The 16110-nt window shown below is 69.6% G+C and carries 16 protein-coding genes and 6 pseudogenes; 11 read left to right on the forward strand and 11 right to left on the reverse strand.

Annotation, left to right across the window (positions count from 1 at the left end; genetic code table 11):
• Positions 1 to 144 precede the first annotated feature (144 nt).
• A complete protein-coding gene (locus ACZ3IC_RS20235) occupies positions 145 to 999 on the forward strand; it encodes an AAC(3) family N-acetyltransferase (RefSeq protein ID WP_467417884.1) in 855 nt (284 codons plus the stop codon).
• Positions 1000 to 1033: 34 nt separating this feature from the next.
• On the opposite strand, the pseudogene ACZ3IC_RS20240 reads toward ACZ3IC_RS20235, so the two are convergent.
• Positions 1034 to 1141, reverse strand: a pseudogene (locus tag ACZ3IC_RS20240) (YbaK/EbsC family protein); the annotation flags it as partial.
• Positions 1141 to 1338: pseudogene (locus ACZ3IC_RS20245) on the reverse strand (transcriptional regulator); the annotation flags it as partial. The pseudogenes ACZ3IC_RS20240 and ACZ3IC_RS20245, both read right to left, overlap by 1 nt.
• A 50-nt stretch (positions 1339 to 1388) precedes the next feature.
• Here ACZ3IC_RS20245 and ACZ3IC_RS20250 point away from each other — a divergent pair.
• On the forward strand, positions 1389 to 2255 hold the full coding sequence (locus ACZ3IC_RS20250) for an EamA family transporter (protein ID WP_467417885.1): 867 nt from the start codon (positions 1389 to 1391) through the stop codon (positions 2253 to 2255).
• A 19-nt stretch (positions 2256 to 2274) separates the two neighbouring features.
• Here ACZ3IC_RS20250 and ACZ3IC_RS20255 read toward each other — a convergent pair whose 3' ends face one another.
• The gene (locus tag ACZ3IC_RS20255) at positions 2275 to 3030 is read right to left on the reverse strand and encodes an acyltransferase (RefSeq protein ID WP_467417886.1); all 756 of its coding nucleotides are present in this window, start codon (positions 3028 to 3030) and stop codon (positions 2275 to 2277) included.
• Positions 3031 to 3167: 137 nt separating this feature from the next.
• Here ACZ3IC_RS20255 and ACZ3IC_RS20260 point away from each other — a divergent pair, with 137 nt between their 5' ends.
• Positions 3168 to 3698, forward strand: coding sequence for a gamma carbonic anhydrase family protein (locus tag ACZ3IC_RS20260; RefSeq protein ID WP_467417887.1), 531 nt, complete (start codon positions 3168 to 3170; stop codon positions 3696 to 3698).
• Between the two features lie 46 nt (positions 3699 to 3744).
• On the opposite strand, the gene ACZ3IC_RS20265 is transcribed toward ACZ3IC_RS20260, so the two are convergent.
• Both ACZ3IC_RS20265 and ACZ3IC_RS20270 read right to left on the reverse strand, forming a co-directional pair.
• Positions 3745 to 4404: a DedA family protein gene (locus ACZ3IC_RS20265; protein WP_467417889.1), complete on the reverse strand. Its 660-nt coding sequence runs from the start codon at positions 4402 to 4404 to the stop codon at positions 3745 to 3747.
• 158 nt (positions 4405 to 4562) lie between these two features.
• On the reverse strand, positions 4563 to 5000 hold the full coding sequence (locus tag ACZ3IC_RS20270; RefSeq protein WP_467417925.1) for a DUF4442 domain-containing protein: 438 nt from the start codon (positions 4998 to 5000) through the stop codon (positions 4563 to 4565).
• Positions 5001 to 5153: 153 nt separating this feature from the next.
• On the opposite strand from ACZ3IC_RS20270, the gene ACZ3IC_RS20275 reads away from it, so the two are divergent.
• Positions 5154 to 6227: a DUF8017 domain-containing protein gene (locus tag ACZ3IC_RS20275; RefSeq protein ID WP_467417890.1), complete on the forward strand. Its 1074-nt coding sequence runs from the start codon at positions 5154 to 5156 to the stop codon at positions 6225 to 6227.
• Between the two features lie 63 nt (positions 6228 to 6290).
• Positions 6291 to 7595, forward strand: a complete 1305-nt coding sequence (locus ACZ3IC_RS20280) for an MFS transporter (RefSeq protein ID WP_467417892.1) — start codon at positions 6291 to 6293, stop codon at positions 7593 to 7595.
• Here ACZ3IC_RS20280 and ACZ3IC_RS20285 read toward each other — a convergent pair.
• The 3 genes from ACZ3IC_RS20285 to ACZ3IC_RS20295 all read right to left on the reverse strand — a co-directional run bounded on the left by ACZ3IC_RS20285 (position 7557) and on the right by ACZ3IC_RS20295 (position 9979).
• Entirely contained in the window at positions 7557 to 8402 is an 846-nt protein-coding gene (locus tag ACZ3IC_RS20285) for a spermidine synthase (RefSeq protein ID WP_467417893.1), read from the reverse strand. The genes ACZ3IC_RS20280 and ACZ3IC_RS20285 overlap by 39 nt on opposite strands.
• A 174-nt stretch (positions 8403 to 8576) precedes the next feature.
• Positions 8577 to 9746, reverse strand: a complete 1170-nt coding sequence (gene tuf / locus ACZ3IC_RS20290; RefSeq protein ID WP_467417894.1) for an elongation factor Tu — start codon at positions 9744 to 9746, stop codon at positions 8577 to 8579.
• Between the two features lie 92 nt (positions 9747 to 9838).
• Positions 9839 to 9979, reverse strand: a complete 141-nt coding sequence (locus tag ACZ3IC_RS20295) for a hypothetical protein (protein WP_467417896.1) — start codon at positions 9977 to 9979, stop codon at positions 9839 to 9841.
• Positions 9980 to 10187: 208 nt separating this feature from the next.
• Here ACZ3IC_RS20295 and ACZ3IC_RS20300 point away from each other — a divergent pair, with 208 nt between their 5' ends.
• Together ACZ3IC_RS20300 and ACZ3IC_RS20305 are read left to right on the forward strand one after the other, a co-directional pair.
• Entirely contained in the window at positions 10188 to 10901 is a 714-nt protein-coding gene (locus ACZ3IC_RS20300) for a TVP38/TMEM64 family protein (RefSeq protein ID WP_467417898.1), read from the forward strand.
• A 212-nt stretch (positions 10902 to 11113) separates the two neighbouring features.
• Entirely contained in the window at positions 11114 to 11986 is an 873-nt protein-coding gene (locus ACZ3IC_RS20305; protein WP_467417899.1) for an undecaprenyl-diphosphate phosphatase, read from the forward strand.
• Positions 11987 to 12201: 215 nt separating this feature from the next.
• Here the strand turns inward: ACZ3IC_RS20305 and ACZ3IC_RS20310 are convergent.
• Both ACZ3IC_RS20310 and ACZ3IC_RS20315 read right to left on the reverse strand, forming a co-directional pair.
• Positions 12202 to 12483 (reverse strand): annotated as a pseudogene (locus ACZ3IC_RS20310) (DUF6087 family protein); the annotation flags it as partial.
• Between the two features lie 69 nt (positions 12484 to 12552).
• Positions 12553 to 12858: pseudogene (locus ACZ3IC_RS20315) on the reverse strand (transposase); the annotation flags it as partial.
• A gap of 6 nt (positions 12859 to 12864) precedes the next feature.
• Here ACZ3IC_RS20315 and ACZ3IC_RS20320 point away from each other — a divergent pair.
• Positions 12865 to 13773 carry an IS4 family transposase gene (locus ACZ3IC_RS20320; protein ID WP_467417901.1) on the forward strand — a complete coding sequence of 303 codons (909 nt, stop codon included), beginning with the start codon at positions 12865 to 12867 and terminating at the stop codon, positions 13771 to 13773.
• A gap of 259 nt (positions 13774 to 14032) precedes the next feature.
• Positions 14033 to 14443 (forward strand): annotated as a pseudogene (locus ACZ3IC_RS20325) (transposase family protein); the annotation flags it as partial.
• Between the two features lie 91 nt (positions 14444 to 14534).
• Here ACZ3IC_RS20325 and ACZ3IC_RS20330 read toward each other — a convergent pair.
• Positions 14535 to 15326 carry a class I SAM-dependent methyltransferase gene (locus ACZ3IC_RS20330; protein ID WP_467417903.1) on the reverse strand — a complete coding sequence of 264 codons (792 nt, stop codon included), beginning with the start codon at positions 15324 to 15326 and terminating at the stop codon, positions 14535 to 14537.
• Positions 15327 to 15453: 127 nt separating this feature from the next.
• Here ACZ3IC_RS20330 and ACZ3IC_RS20335 point away from each other — a divergent pair, with 127 nt between their 5' ends.
• The gene (locus ACZ3IC_RS20335) at positions 15454 to 15672 is read left to right on the forward strand and encodes a hypothetical protein (RefSeq protein ID WP_467417932.1); all 219 of its coding nucleotides are present in this window, start codon (positions 15454 to 15456) and stop codon (positions 15670 to 15672) included.
• Positions 15644 to 16110 (forward strand): annotated as a pseudogene (locus ACZ3IC_RS20340) (transposase); the annotation flags it as partial. The gene ACZ3IC_RS20335 and the pseudogene ACZ3IC_RS20340, both read left to right, overlap by 29 nt.

A 16110-nucleotide genomic window follows, 5' to 3' on the forward strand; every position in this document is an offset into this window, starting at 1 on the left:
TACCGCACTTGTCGACCGCGGCGCTCGGCGCGAGACGCGCCGGGGTCTCGTCGGCCGCCGACTCCTTCACCGACGCGGCGATGCCCCCATCGACCGAATGTGCGTGGTGTCACACCCGGCGTCCGACTGGGAGAATGACCCGCTGTGAGTACTTCGACTGCGCCAACCGTCCGCCACAGCCGAACCGTTCTGGCCGGGCAGCTGTCCGAGCTGGGCGTGGAGCGGAGCGGCGTCCTCCTGGTGCATGCGTCGATGCGCGCGGTGGGGCCGGTGAGCGGTGGGGTCCGGGCGGTGGTCGACGCGTTACGGGATGCCCTCGGCGCGCACGGCACACTCGTCGTCCCTGCCTTCACCCCGGAGAACTCCGACACCTCCCCGCACTACCTCGACCGGGTGCGCGGCCTCACCGACCAAGCCCGGGAAGCCGTACGGGCGAACATGCCACCCTTCGACCCGGCGACCTCGGCCGCACCGTCGATGGGTCGCCTCGCCGAGGCAGTGCGGCTCACCGAGGGGGCGGTGCGCAGCGGCCACCCCCAGACGTCCTTCGCCGCGCTCGGCCCCTCGGCCCGGGAAGTGGTGGCGCACCACCGTCCCGACTGCCACCTCGGCGAGGACTCGCCACTGGCCCGCCTCTATGACCTGCGGGCCCAAGTGCTCCTGCTGGGCACCGGGTTCGACACCTGCACCGCGTTCCATCTCGGCGAGTACCGGGTGCCCGCCCCGCCCCGCCGCAGCTATCGCTGCGTGGTGGCTTCCGGCGGCCGGCGCCAGTGGTGGGAGTACGAGGACGTCGCGCTGGACGACAGCGACTTCGCGGCCCTGGGAGCGGACTTCGCCCGCTCCGCCGACGGTGCGGCCGTCCGCACCGGCCCGGTGGGCTCGTCATCAACGAGTCGACTCTTCCGCTTCACCGACGCCGTCGACTTCGCGTCCCACTGGCTGCCGTCGTACCGGAGCGGCGTGCCGTTCCAGGCCCTGTGCCACACGCACGGCTGAGAACCACGGCTCCTGGCGACGGGCGGCAGTCGTCTCAGCCCCTGATGCCGAGGCCGTCGACGACCACCGCGCCCGGCAGCGCCGCCAGCGCCTTGCCCGGGACGATCAGCTTGCCCCGTAGGCTGCCGCTGCCGATCAGTACACGGTGCCTTCGGAATGCGGATCGGAGGTGCTGCCCTCGCCCGGCATCAGGCGCCAGGACCAGAGTTCGAGCGGGCCCCCGGCCTCCGCACCGACGAGCAGGGTGGTGAAGCTGCCCGCCTCCGTGGACCACATCCGCACCGCCTGGCTCTCGGGCACCAGCCGGACCGGTGCGCTCTGCTCGTCATCGAGCAGCGTGTCGGTGTGGTGCACCCAACCGTTCATCGCACTGTACTGCGAGGCATGCAATGACAGCACTGTTCGCCCTGGCCACCAGCCTGCTCTGGGGGCTGGCCGACTTCGGCGGCGGGCTGCTCACCCGACGTACGCCCGCGCTCACCGTGGTCGTCGTCTCACAGACCACCGCGGCCGTGGTGCTGGGCGTCATCGTGATCGCCACTGGCGGCTGGAGCGAGGCGGGCCCGCAGCTCTGGTTCGCCGTCGCGGCGGGCGCTGTCGGACCGATGGCGATGCTGAGCTTCTACAAGGCCCTGGCGCTCGGCCCGATGGGCGTCGTCTCCCCGCTCGGATCGCTGGGCGTCGCCGTGCCGGTGAGCGTCGGACTCGTCGCCGGGGAGCGGCCGGGGTTGCCGCAGTTCGCGGGGGTCGGCGTCGCCGTGGTGGGCATCGTGCTGGCCGGTGGTCCGCAGTTGCGCGGGGCGCCGGTGCAGCGCCGGGCGGTGCTGCTGACCCTGGTGGCCGCGTTCGGCTTCGGTGCGGTGATGTCCCTGATCGCCGAGGCGTCCACGACGATCACCGGGCTGTTCCTTGCGCTCTTCGTCCAGCGCCTCACTAATATCGCGGTGGGCGGTACGGCCCTGTACGTATCGGTGCGCCGCGGGGCCCGCGCGCTGCCGGAGGAGGGTGGGGCCGCCGTGGTGCTGGCCTCGCTGCCCGCCCTTGCGTTCGTCGGGCTCGCGGATGTCGCGGCCAACGGCACCTACTCGATCGCGGCACAGCACGGCCCGATCACCGTGGCCGCCGTGCTCGCCTCGCTCTATCCGGTGGTCACGGCCCTGGCCGCGCGCGGAGTGCTCAAGGAACGGCTGCGCGGGGTGCAGGCGGCCGGGGCGGGGCTCGCCCTGGTGGGCACGGTGCTGCTGGCGACCGGCTGAGGGCCGGACACCAGCCGCCTCAGTCGCCGGACGGGCCCGAAGTCTCACCCGGTTCCGACAGGGCCAGCAATTGCTCGGGCGTGACACCCGTCGGGATCGGCACCGGAGCAGGGGTGCGTAGAGGAGGCTGCCAGCCCTTCTCGGGATCCCAGCTGCGTACGACACGGGCGGGAGCACCGGCCACCACCGCGTGGTCGGGCACCTCACCCCGTACCACCGCGCCCGCGGCGACCACCACATTGCGCCCGAGCGTGGCCCCGGGCAGGATCACCGCTCCGGTGCCGATCCAGCAGCCCGGCCCGATGGAGACCGGCTCCATGCGGGGCCACTGCTTGCCGACCGGCTCGTGCGGATCGTCGTAACTGTGATTCGTGGATGTGATGTAGACGTACGGGCCGCAGTACGTGTCCGAGCCGATGCTCACCCTGGTGTCGGCGACGACATGGCTGCCGCGGCCGAGCACCACTCCGTCCCCCAGCGTCAGGATCGCCTCGGAACCGAGGTCCAGGTCGGGCATGAGTCCGGCCGTCAGCGTGACTTGTTCACCGATCACGCAGTGGGCGCCGAGCTCGATCCACGGCTCCCCGAAGACCGTGCCCTGCGGGAAGGCCAGCCGGGTGCCTGCGCCGATCCGGCGGAACCGCAGCCCGCCGGGGTGTTCCGCGGTGACGGCGCCCGACTCCTGCACCCAGCGCCAGCCGCGGTGGACGACCCGGGACTGCGCGCGCCGCCGCCAGGCGGCGAGGGAAGAGAACGCGTTCCTGTTCTTGGGCACTCGCACACGGTAGTCGGCGACGCCCGGCGTGATCACTGCGGTCGCCTGTGATGTTCACCCCACTCGGCGGCTGTCCGCCGCCCGTCGCATACCGTTTCCCTGACGCGATCGAACAGCGGTGACCGGAGGAACGGGCAATGGCAGAACAGGCGTTGATCACGGGGATGGGCGGCAAGGAGCCGGACATCGACGCGAGGGCCTTCACCGCGCCGACGTCGGTCGTGATCGGTGAGATCACCATGGCCGCGGGCTCCAGCGTCTGGTACCACGCCGTGCTGCGCGCCGACTGCGGCCCCATCGTCATCGGCGCCGACAGCAATATCCAGGACAACTGCAGCGTCCACGTCGACCCCGGGTTCCCGGTCACGGTCGGCGAGCGCGTCTCGGTCGGGCACAACGCCGTACTGCACGGGTGCACCATCGAGGACGACGTCCTGGTCGGCATGGGATCCACCGTTCTCAACGGTGCCCACATCGGCGCCGGTTCACTGATCGCGGCGCAGGCACTGGTCCCGCAGGGGATGCAGGTACCCCCGGGCTCGCTCGTCGCGGGTGTCCCCGCCAAGGTCAAGCGGCAGCTGACCGAGGAGGAGCTCGAAGGCATCAAGTTCAACGCGGCGGCCTATGTGGAGCTGGCCGAGGCACACCGACAGGCACACGAGAGCTGAGCGGGACCGAACGGGGTTCGAGCGCCCCCGCACAGCCCCGGCCGGGTCAGTCCGCGGCCGGTACGGTCCCCGCGTCGCGCGCGGGAACGAGCGACGACTGTGCCGCCGCCTTCTTGGCCCGGTTCTTCAGGACCAGCATCGAGGTCACGCCGATCAGCACCGCGACCACCAGGCCGAGATAGGAGAACCTCTTGAGCCAGGCCTCTGCGACGACTCCCACCGAGTAGACGACGGCCGTGGTGCCACCGGCCCAGACGATGCCGCCCAGCACGTTGGCGATCAGGAATTTCCAGTACGGCATGTGCAGTACGCCGGCCAGCGGCCCCGCGAAGATCCGGAGCAGCGCGACGAAGCGGCCGAAGAACACCGCCCACACGCCCCATTTCTGGAACGACCGCTCCGCCATGCCGATCTGGCTGTCGCCGAAGTGCTTGGGGAACTTCCCGCCGAGCCGGGCGAGGAGCGGCCGTCCGCCCTTGCGACCGATGGCGTATCCGACCGAGTCACCGATGACCGCGCCCGTCGAGGCGCAGGCCCCGAGGATCCAGGGGTTGATTCCGTCGTGCCCGGCGGCCAAAAGCGCCGCGCTGACCAGGACGATCTCACCCGGCAGCGGAATGCCGAGGCTCTCCAGTCCGATGACAACGCCCACCAGGACGTAAACGCTGACCGCGGGAACTGTCTCCAGCCACTCCTGGATGTGCAACGCCGGTTCCTCCCCTACTGATGACCCGTTGCCCGCCGGTCAACTCCTCGGCGCACGGCGGGAATGCTACCTGTCCCGCCATCTGCCCGAACAGCACGAAGGGCCGCCATGCCCCCTTTGTCGGGGTACGCGGCGACCCTTCAAGGAGCCGTCCCGGATCAGGCGTTGGGGCGCAGCGTCCACACGACCGTCATCTCGCCGGTCACCGCGCCGTCCGCACGCCGGATCTCGATGACCACGGGGAACTCGGGCCGCTCGCCCTTGTCGAGTTCGGCGACGACATCGGCCACCGGGCGGCCGAGGGTCGCCGTCGCGGTGACGACGCCCATGGCCAGCTTCTTGTAACCGATCTCCGCCTTGACCGCCAGCGGCACAGCACGCGACATCTGGTCACCGAAGGCGGCGATGACGATCGCACCGCTCGCCGATTCCGCGAGCGTGAACATCGCTCCGGCGTGGGGTCCGCCGATGTGGTTGTGGTAGTCGGCCTGGTCCGGCAGACGGACCACCGCACGCTCGGCGGTTGTCTCGAGAAACTCGAGATTGAGGGTCCGGGCCATCGGAACCGTCGCGGCGAGCATCTCGCCGGCGGTCATCTGTTCAGCACTCATGACCAGATGTTACTCACGAGTAGAACTTTTTGGCCATCTCCGGATCCCTCCGTGCCCCGCCCCCGACCGCATCCTTCACCTTCCGCTCACGGGGGCGGGCGTAGCCGACCGGACACCGCCCCTCTATCGTTACTCGCCATGTGGCCAGGACAGCAGCCGCCCGGGGGCGAGCAAAACCCGCAGGACCCGAGTCAGAACCCGTATCAGCAGCCGGGGTACCAGCAGCCGAATCCCTATCATCAGCCGGGATATCAGCAGCACGGACAGCCCGCACAGCAGCCGGGGTACCCGCAGCAAGGCCAGCAGGGGCAGCAGCCCGGCTACCCGCAGCCGAACCCCTACCAGCAGCCGACGGCACCGCAGTACTCGGTACCCGGTCCGCCCGGTGGTCCGCAGCCCGACGGCAGCAAGAAGAAGACCACGGCCGTCGCGATCGTCGCGGCCACCGCGGTCGTCGTGGCTGCCGCGGTCACCGGTGTCGTCGTGCTGAACAAGGACGACGACAAGGGCAAGGACGTCGCCGACGACAAGAACGCGTCGGCGACCGCCAAGCCGTCACAGTCCGCGTCCTCGCCCGAGGCGAACCCGCGCGGCACCGACGACGCCGAGCCCCTGATCCCGGGCTGGAAGGTCGTCACCAACCCCAAGTGGGGCACGCAGTTCGACGTGCCCGGCGACTGGGAGGTCGGTACTCCCGGCACGTTCTCGTACTTCGAGGACGACAAGAAGGGTGACGGCTCGCCCCTCATCGGTTTCTCCGCACCGACGTACTACCAGAGCAAGTGGTGCGTGGACGATCCCGACAAGGACGGCACCAAGGAGGACATGAGCCTGGCCAGCGCCGGCACCAGGGGCGCCCAGGGCGCCACCGACGCCGCCAAGAACGCCCGGAGCGAGGCCGGCACATGGGCGTGGGCCGCCTATGCGCAGCACATGCCACAGAGCACCATCAAGATCAGCGACCCCAAGCAGTACACCACCAAGTCGGGTCTGACCGGCCAGGTCGTCACGGCCACCGCTCCCGATGTCACGAAGCGGAAGAAGTGCGACAGCGACGGCAAGACGATCGCCTTCACCTTCAAGAACAAGAAGGGCGAATTCGCGTCCTGGGTCTTGTACGGAGCGGATTCCGTCAAGGACGAACTCCCTGACACGACGATCCAGAAGATCCTCAGCACCGTGCGGCTGGTGGACGTCGCCCCGTCCTCCTGACCCCGTACACCGCCTTCGGAAAAGGAACTTGCACGCAGGGAGCCCGGCGGCGATAGTCCCCAGGTGACTGTCGCTTCCGCCCCCGCGTCCCCGCCGCACCGCCCCAGCCGCAATTACCGCTTGCTGACCGCCGCCGCGATCATCACGGGCCTGGGCACCCATGGCGCACTGATCGCGGCGGCGTTCGCGGTTCTGGAGTCGGGCGGCGACGGCGGCGACGTCGGTCTGGTGGCCGCCGCCAGGACGGCACCGCTGGTGCTCTTCCTGCTGGTCGGCGGGGCCGTCGCGGACCGGCTGCCGCGCCACCGGGTCATGGTCGCCGCGAACGCCCTCAACTGCGTCTCGCAGGCCGCCTTCGCCTGGCTGGTCCTGGCCGGCGATCCGAAACTGTGGCAGATGATGCTGCTCACCGCGTTGTGCGGAACCGGACAGGCGTTCTTCAACCCGGCGGCTGAGGGCATGCTGATGTCCAGCGTCAGCCGCGAGCAGGCGAGCCGTGCCTTCGCCCTCTTCCGAATGTCCATGCAGGGCGCGACGATCGGCGGCGCGGCCCTCGGCGGCGCCATGATCGCGGCGATGGACCCGGGCTGGGTGCTGGCCATCGACGCCGCGTCCTTCGCGTTGGCGGGTGCGCTGCGCGCCTTCCTGGACGTCAGCCACATTCCGTCCCGCGCACCGGGCGGCGGCCTGCTCGCCGATCTGCGGGAAGGCTGGCAGGAGTTCATCGGCCGCCCTTGGCTGTGGAGCATCGTGGCGCAGTTCTCGGTAGTGGTCGCCGCGGTGGGGGCCGCCGAGTCGGTGTACGGACCGCTGGTCGCCAGGGACGAGCTCGGTGGTGCCCGCCCCTGGGGCTTCGCGCTCGCCGCCTTCGGCGTCGGCACGCTGGGCGGGGCGCTCTTGATGACGCGCTGGAAGCCCCGGCGGCTGCTGCTGGCCGGAACCCTCTGCGTCTTCCCGCTGGCCCTGCCGTCCGCTGGGCTCGCGGTGCCGTTGCCGGTGGCCGGGCTCTGCGTGGTGATGTTCGTCAGCGGCGTCGCCATCGAGGTGTTCGGGGTCTCGTGGATGACGGCCATGCATCAGGAGATCCCGGAGGAGAAGCTGTCGCGCGTCTCGGCGTACGACTGGTTCGGCTCGGTGGCGATGATGCCGGTCGCCACCGCACTCGCGGGTCCGGTGGAGACCTTGGTCGGACGCAGTCAGGCCCTGTGGGGCTGCGCGGTGCTGATCGTGCTGGTCACCGGCGCCGTGCTGTTCGTACCCGAGGTACGCAATCTGGCCCGTGCCGGTGCCACCACCGCAGTGGTGACGGACAAGTCTCGGGGGCCGGCCTCAGCCGATGCCGAAGGCTCCGTCGGGCGGCTCGGGTGAGGCGACCGCCTCACCGTCCCGGACCGGCCGGGCGGATCCGACGAGCCGGTCCAGCGCGGGGCCGTACTCGACCCTGGCGGGGAAGGCGTCGGCGGCGCAGCGGCGGGTCAGCGTCGCGGTGTCGATGGGGCTTCGGGATGCGACGAGCACGACGTTGCCGAAGCGCCGGCCACGCAGCACCGCCGGTTCGGCGATGAGCGCGAGCTCCTCGAAGACGGCCTCGAAGGTGGCCAGTTGGGAGCGGAGGAAGTCGAAGGGTGCGCCGTCCGCGAGGTTGGCGGCGTAGATCCCGTCGTCGCGCAGCGCCCGCCGGGCAGCGTGTGCGTACTCGACGGAGGTGAGGTGCGCGGGCACCCGCGAGCCGCCGAAGACATCCGCGATCAGTACGTCGACGGAGCCGGGCGGGGTCTGTTCCAGCCGGCTGCGTGCGTCCGTGCCGTGCACGGTGATCCGGCTGTCGTCGGGGACCGGCAGATGTTCGGTGACCAGGGCGAGGAGCCCGAGGTCGGCCTCGGCGACGTCCTGGCGGGAGCCGGGCCTGACCGCGGCGACGTAGCGGGGCAGGGTGAGGGCACCGCCGCCGAGATGGAGCACGTCCAGCGGTGCGCCCGGTGCCGCTGCGCAGTCCATGACATGGGCGAGCCGTTGCGCGTACTCGAATTCGAGATGGTCCGGCGCGTCGAGGTCGACGTACGACTGGGGCGCGCCGTCGACGGTGAGCAGCCAGGCCCTGTCCCGGTCCACGTCGGGGAGGAGTCTGGCGGTGCCCTGGTCCACATCCCGGATGACAGGTATCGACTCGTTCACTCCCCCATTGTGGGGTGCCGGATCAGCTGCTCACGACCGCGGCGACGGCTTCGGTGTACGCCACGGACCGGGCGAGCCCGGCACGGGCCGCGCGGCCCGGCGGCTCGGGTCGAGGTACGGCGCCGGGCCCGCCTCCCGTGGGTTGCGGGAGGCGGGCCCCTGGTGCGAGACGGCTCAGAGCAGTCCGGTGACGGTGCCTGCGCCGACGGTGCGGCCGCCCTCGCGGATCGCGAAGCCGAGTCCGGTCTCCAGCGGGACGTCACGGCCCAGTTCGACGGTCAGGTCGACCGTGTCTCCGGGTCGCGCCACCGCCACCGCGCCGAGGTCGACGTCGCCGACGACGTCCGCGGTGCGGATGTAGAACTGCGGCCGGTAGCCGGTGGTGACCGGGGTGGTCCGGCCGCCCTCCCGCGCCGACAGGACGTACACCTGCGCGGTGAAGCGGCGGCTCGGGGTCACGCTGCCGGGCGCCGCGACGACATGGCCGCGGCGGACCCGGTCGCGCTCCACCCCGCGCAACAGCAGGGCCACGTTGTCGCCGGCCTGGGCGGACTCCATCGGCTTGCCGAAGGTCTCCAGACCGGTGACGACCGTCTCGATGTCCGGGCCGAGCACCGACACCCGGTCGCCGACCCGGACGGTGCCGCGCTCGACGGCTCCGGTGACGACGGTGCCCCGTCCGGTGATGGTCAGGACGTTCTCCACCGACAGCAGGAACGGCGCGTCGGTGTAGCGGACCGGCACCGGTACGTACGTGTCGACGGCGTCCAGCAGCGCCTCGACTGCCGCGGTCCACCGCGGGTCGCCCTCCAGGGCCTTCAGGCCCGACACCCGTACGACGGGGACGGAGTCACCGTCGTAGCCGTGCGCGGAGAGCAGTTCGCGGACCTCCAGCTCGACCAGGTCGGTCAGCTCAGGGTCGCCCGCGTCGGCCTTGTTGAGGGCGACGACGATGTGGTCGACACCCACCTGGCGGGCGAGCAGGACGTGCTCGGCGGTCTGCGGCATGATCCCGTCGAGCGCGGAGACGACGAGGATCGCCCCGTCGAGCTGGGCGGCGCCGGTGACCATGTTCTTGATGTAGTCGGCGTGTCCCGGCATGTCGACATGCGCGTAGTGACGGGTGTCGGTCTCGTACTCGACGTGCGCAATGTTGATGGTGATGCCGCGCTGCGTCTCCTCGGGCGCGCGGTCGATCCGGTCGAACGGGACGAACGTGCCGGTTCCGCGGTCGCTGAGGACCTTGGTGATGGCGGCGGTCAGGGTGGTCTTGCCGTGGTCGACGTGACCCATGGTGCCGATGTTGAGGTGCGGCTTGGTGCGCACGTATGCCGTCTTGGGCATGGCTGATTCCTTGGAATTCGAAGCTGAGAGAGAAGACCCCAGGGCCCCGCCGACCCTCCCCTTGCGGGGTCCGCCGGACTGTCGGGGGAGGGTCAGCTTCGGGCGCCGCCGGTGGGCGCTGCGGCAGCGGTGAACGCTGTTGCGACAACTGCTGCTGCGGTGGCGGGGTTCACGGCAGCCTTCGGCGCATCCGCGACTGCGGACTGCGCTGCGAGGTAGGCGTACCGGAACATGGGTCCGATCATGGCCGACGGACGTGGCCACGTCGAATGGTTTTCCGGCGGACGCAGCAGGTCGGCCACGGAAGTTCGGCCTCCGCTCCGCCGTCGGAGGTGCCTCGTCCACCGGATGCCGGGAGCGGGCGCGGGAGCGGCATGGGCCGCCCGGCTCGTACCGTTCGCATTGCGGCGATGACATACGGGCGTCGGTTAGTCTCCCCGCATGCTCGACCCCGTCCCCGCCGCCCGGCCTGCCACCGGCCTCGTCGTGCGCTGCACGAGGGCGTTGCTCTCGCCCTGGTCCCGGTTCTCGCTGCTCGTGGTGGTGCTGCTGGCCGCCGCGGCGACGATGCTGCTCCTCGAACCCCAACGGCTGCTCACCACCGGCTGGCCCGGCCGGCTGAGCGGTGGCGCCGCCGCGGTCGTGCTGTTCGGTGTCGCGTACGGCGTGTGCACCGTGGCCTTCATACCGCGTCCACTGCTCAACCTCGCCGCCGGTGCGCTCTTCGGTTCGCAGTCGGGCCTGGCTGCCGCGCTGGCGGGCACGGTGCTCGGCGCGGGCGTCTCGTTCGGGCTGGGCAGGGTGCTGGGGCAGGACGCGCTCCGTACGTTGCTGCGCGGGCGGTGGCTCAAGGCGGCGGACGGTCAGCTGAGCCGGCACGGTTTCCGCTCGATGCTGGCGCTGCGGCTGTTCCCCGGTGTGCCGTTCGCTGCGGCCAACTACTGCGCGGCGGTCTCGCGCATGGGGTATCCGCCCTTCCTGGTGGCCACCGGGCTCGGCTCGGTCCCGAACACCGCCGCATATGTCGTCGCGGGCAGCGAGGCCTCGTCGCCGACGTCGCCCGCGTTCCTGGTCGCGATGGGGTTCATCGTGCTGACGGGGCTCGGCGCGGCCGTCGTCGCCTGGCGCAAGCGCCACCGCCTCGCCGCCGAGTGATCCAGTACGCGTCGGAGAGGGCACCGGGGCGGTGGGCGGCGTGGGGGCATGCGTAACGCTGTTCATCTGAGAGCGATACTCTGCCCGCGACCGACCGAAAATCTCCGGGCGCTGCACGACCTTGCCCTCATTCGCCCGCAAATCCGCACGCTGCCGACGGCCCTCACGACCGTCGGCCGATGCATGATCACCTCCGGGATGGCCAAAGCCCCATGAGCTGGTTCGAATCGTTCATCCTGGGCCTCGTTCAGGGACTGACCGAGTTCCTGCCGATCTCCTCCAGCGCGCATCTGCGACTCACCGCAGCGTTCGCCGGCTGGCACGACCCGGGTGCGGCATTCACCGCCATCACCCAGATCGGCACGGAGGCGGCAGTCCTCATCTACTTCCGCAAGGACATCGTGCGGATCGTCTCGTCCTGGTTCCGCTCGCTGACAGACCGGTCGATGCGCAGCGACCACGACGCACAGATGGGCTGGCTGGTCATCGTCGGCTCCATCCCCATCGGCGTGCTCGGCGTGACGTTCAAGGACCAGATCGAGGGGCCCTTCCGGGACCTGCGACTGATCGCCACCACTCTGATCGTCATGGGCATCGTCCTCGGGATCGCCGACCGCCTCGCCGCCCGCGACGAGGCGGGCGGCAGGCACCGGGCTGTCAGGGAGCGCAAGACGCTCGCGGAACTCGGCGTCAAGGACGGTCTGATCTTCGGTTTCTGCCAGGCATTGGCCCTGATCCCGGGTGTCTCCCGCTCCGGCGCCACCATCAGCGGCGGTCTGCTGATGGGGTACACCCGTGAAGCGGCGGCCCGCTACTCCTTCCTGCTCGCGATCCCGGCGGTGCTCGCCTCGGGCATCTTCGAGCTGAAGGACGCAGGTGAGGGACATGTGTCGTGGGGGCCGACGATCTTCGCGACGATCATCGCGTTCGGAGTGGGTTATGCCGTTATCGCCTGGTTCATGAAGTTCATCACGACCAAGAGCTTCATGCCGTTCGTCATCTACCGGATCATTCTGGGCATTTTGCTCTTTGCCCTGGTCGGCGCGGGGGTTCTGAGCCCGCACGCGGGCGAGTCCGCCGGATGATCCACTCTCCACTTCTATTCCGATCTAGCGCTTTCTAGCACCTCCATGCATCTGCGCGTCATGATCGTCTCCCACTTGTCTCCCAGCCTTCTCCCGCTTTTGTCCCGCGCAGGAGCCGGAGAGGCAGGCAGTATCGTCGTGCGCTATCGCAAAGTCAGGAGCAAGGAGGGCCCGCACAGTCGGAGCTGCTGTGCGGGCCCTCTGGTGTCGCCGGGTCAGGGACGCCAGAACTCCTCGGTGGGCCGCCATGGCTCCGGAGCAGGTGGCAGAGCACTGAACCGCGGAAGGGGAACACAAGCTGCTGCGTCCTGGGAGCCGGTCTCCTCCACAGCCGCAGCATGGTCGTCAGCTACACCAGAGGGAACCCAATGGTGGTCGTCCCACTCCAGCATCCTGCGCGACGTTTCCGGGCCGACGTGCCCAGCCCGCGCGGGGCCTTCACCGAGAAGGACGGCGCTGCGCGCGCCGGGCGCGGGCCGGTGGGCGTCCCGGCATGCGGCCCACTCCTCCTACGGCTCGCCGTTCACGGGAGGAGGTCCCCTTCCCTGCTTCTGATGCCCGACGTCTTGGCCGAGGTGCATCCCGGCGGCGTCGTGGTGGGCTCGGACGGTGGTGGAGTCCACACTGACCAGGGACAAGTCCACTCGGTCCCGCTTCGCGGCTTCCGCGATCATCCCCTCCAGCAGGGCTTCGAAGATGCCAGCATCCCTCCACTGCCGGAACCGGTTGTGGACGGTCGGCCAGGCGCCGAACTCCTCCGGCATCTCCCGCCACTGCCCTCCCGTCCGGAACCGCCAGATCGCACCCTCAAACTGCTGCCGCAGTCGCTCGGGGTACGGGCCGTACCTGCCGATCGGCAAGTACGGCTCCATGAACCGTTGAAAGCGTTGTTCGCCCGGGTCTGCCAGCCGGTGGCGGTCCGGGAGACGCAGGGCGCCTGGTTTCGAAGTCTGCGGCTGGTGGCGGTGGACGGGACGACATTCGACCTTCCCGATACGGAGGCGAACGCCACCTTCTTCGGGCGGCCGGGAACGGGACGTGGCCAGGGCAGGAGCGCGTATCCGCAGGCCAGGACCGTGGCTCTGGTCGAGTGCGGTACCCATGCCGTGTTCGCCGCCGAGGCCGCGCCGCTGGCCGTGCACGAGACGGTCCTGTCCCGGCGCCTGTTCCCCTCGCTGACCAGGGGGATGCTACTCCTAGCCGACCGGGGCTTCCTCGGCTTCGACCTGTGGCGGGCCGCCGCGGCGACCGGCGCGGACCTGCTGTGGCGGGTCAGGAGCAACGCGGTCCTGCCTGTGGTGACCGCGTTGTCCGATGGCTCGTACCTGTCGCAGATTGTTGCCGCCCGGGACAAGAACCGGCGAGCCGACCCGGCAACGGTCCGCGTCATCGAATACACCCTGGGCCCTCCCGGAGAGGGCACCGTCTACCGTCTGGTCACCACGCTCCTGGACCCGGCCACCGCGCCGGCCACAGAACTGGCCACACTCTACGCCGAGCGCTGGGAGATCGAGACCACCCTCGATGAGATCAAGACTCACCTGGGTGGCCCCCGCTTCGTCCTGCGCTCCCAGCATCCGGCCGGGGTCGAGCAGGAGATCTTCGCGTTCCTCCTCGTGCACCACGCGTTGCGCGACCTCATGCACCAGGCGGCCCAGCTGCAGAGAGAGGACCCGGACCGGATGTCCTTCACCCGCACCTTGCGCGTCGTCCGCCGGCAGACCACCGGCCAGGCGGGATTTTCCCCCCTCCCGGCTCGCCCGGGCACTGACGCAGACCCTGCGTGAGATCACCGAACGTCTCCTGGCACCAAGACGATTACGGTCCAACCCGCGAGTGATCAAACGCAAAATGTCCAACTGGCCGCTCAAACGCACCGAACACAACAACCGACCCCGCCCGGACAACCCCGTCGTCGCCCTCGCCGAGCCCACCAGAACAGCCCCAACCCCACGAGTGAAGTCCTAAAACACCGGTATTGGCCCTAGATTATCGATTCCAAGGGATCGGCTGCGCGCATGAGGCGAGGGAGCCCAAAGTGCGGTTGTGACGCCAGACTTGGACTCCCTCGCCACCGCCCTGTACGTGAAGACCGACGACATGCTGAAGGCATCGCCGCATCTCGGGCCGTGGCGACCGGCTGTCGGGATCACTCCCAAACTCACCGATGCCGAGCTGGTAACCCTCACGGTGATGCAAGCCTTGCTCGGGTTCACCTCCGAGGCCAAGTGACTCCGCCACGCCCCCACTCACCTGCGGCGTCTGTTCCCGTACCTGCCCCAGCAGCCCGGCTACAACAAGCGCCTGCGCAAGGCCGTCGAGCTGTTCCGCCGGATCACCCGGCTGCTGGCCACCGACACATCCGTGTGGAGCGACGACGCATGGATCGTGGACTCCACGCCCGTGGAATGCGGCCGCTCCCGCGAGACGGTCAAACGCTCCGAGCTGGCCGGATGGGGCTCAGCGAAGTTAGTGGGGGGTCGGGCTGGCACAGCGCTCCACTTGGCCATTCGGAGACCCGGCCGTCTCGGCCGGCCCCACGGCTGGGTCAGCCCGGCTTGACCGCCAGCGTCGCAAGATAGTTCGACATGTATTGAGCGGATGCGTTGGATTGGTGCGGCGCTTCCGCGAAGCCGGTGAGGACGAACCCCGCGGCGAGTTGCCCGCCGATCTGGTCGGTGAGGGTGTGGCTGTATTCAAGAGGGGCATCCGCGCCGAACTTCGTGGCGCGTTCCTCGGCGGAGTACTGCGTGACATCGCTGTAGGGCAGCTTGTGCACGACGATCAGCTCGCCGCGCTCGTCGAGCGCCTCGTGGTCGAACAAGTACACATCAGGGTTGAGGAAGCCCACGAGCAGAGTTCCGCCCGGTCGCAGGACGCGGAAGCACTCACGCCACACCGGTGCCAAGTCTGGTACGAATAGGTTAGAGACCGGATGGAATACGATGTCGAATGTTGCGTCGCCGAAGGCGCTGAGGTCGCGCATGTCGCCTAGGACGGTGCGCAGCTCGAGCCCGTCGCGCGCCGCCACCATCTGGTCCTGGCCGAGCTGGCGGGGTGAGTTGTCGAATACGGTGACCCGCGCCCCTGCGGCGGCGAGGATCGGACCCTGCTGGCCACCGCCGGAGGCCAGGCACAACACGTCCTTGCCGGTCAGGTCCGTCGGCAGCCAGGAGCGGTCGACTGGCTCACGCCCGATGAGAACAATCGACCAGTCGCCCATGCGGGCGCGCTCGACATCCTCAGCACTCACCGGCCTCGACCACTCGTTGCCCTCTTGGACATACTTGTCCCAGGCTGCCCGATTGTGGGCAACCGGGTCGACAACAATGTCCTGCACGTTTAACTCCCTGCTACAGCCAAGCGGACACCTGCGGTACTGACAATTCGGTGCCGCTAGCCAACACGATTGCAGGGTGCGGGCTCAACGAAATTAGCGGGCATCGAGGTGTCCACGGGCTCGACGGGTGGTCGCGCAGCGGGAAGCGCTGGACCTGCTCGACGCCGAACCGGAACTCGTCGCCCAGCTCGACCTGGAACGGCACCACGGCCGCACACCCGCCGGCATCGTCACCCGCGTCATGCAGCGCATCCTCACGCTGACCACTGAACCGCCCCGGGTCAGGTGGAGGCTCGATTTCATGAAAGGATCGAGTCATGGCACGACCTTCCCGTTACCCGCTTGAGCTGCGCCGACGTGCGGTGCGCATGGTCGCCGAGGTCCGCGGCGACCACCCGACCGAGACCGCGGCCTTGCAGGCGGTGGTCGAGAAGCTGGACATCGGGTCCCGCGAGACGCTGCGGAACTGGGTGAAGCAGCACGAGATCGACGCCGGGCAGCGGCCGGGGACGACGACGGACGAGTCCGCCCAGCTCAAGGTGTTGAAGAAGGAGAACGCCGAGCTGAAGCGGGCCAACGAGATCCTGAAGGCGGCGGCGTCTTTCTTCGCGGCCGAGCTCGACCGGCCACACACACGCTCGTAGCGTTCATCGACGAGCACAAGGGCCGCTTCGGCGGCGTCGAGCCGATCTGCAGGACGCTCACCGAGCACGACTGCAAGATCGCCCCTTCCACCTACTACGCCCACCACAAACGCCGGAGCACGCCGTCGGCCAGGACCGTG

Source organism: Streptomyces sp. NPDC002958 (genome assembly GCF_055563255.1).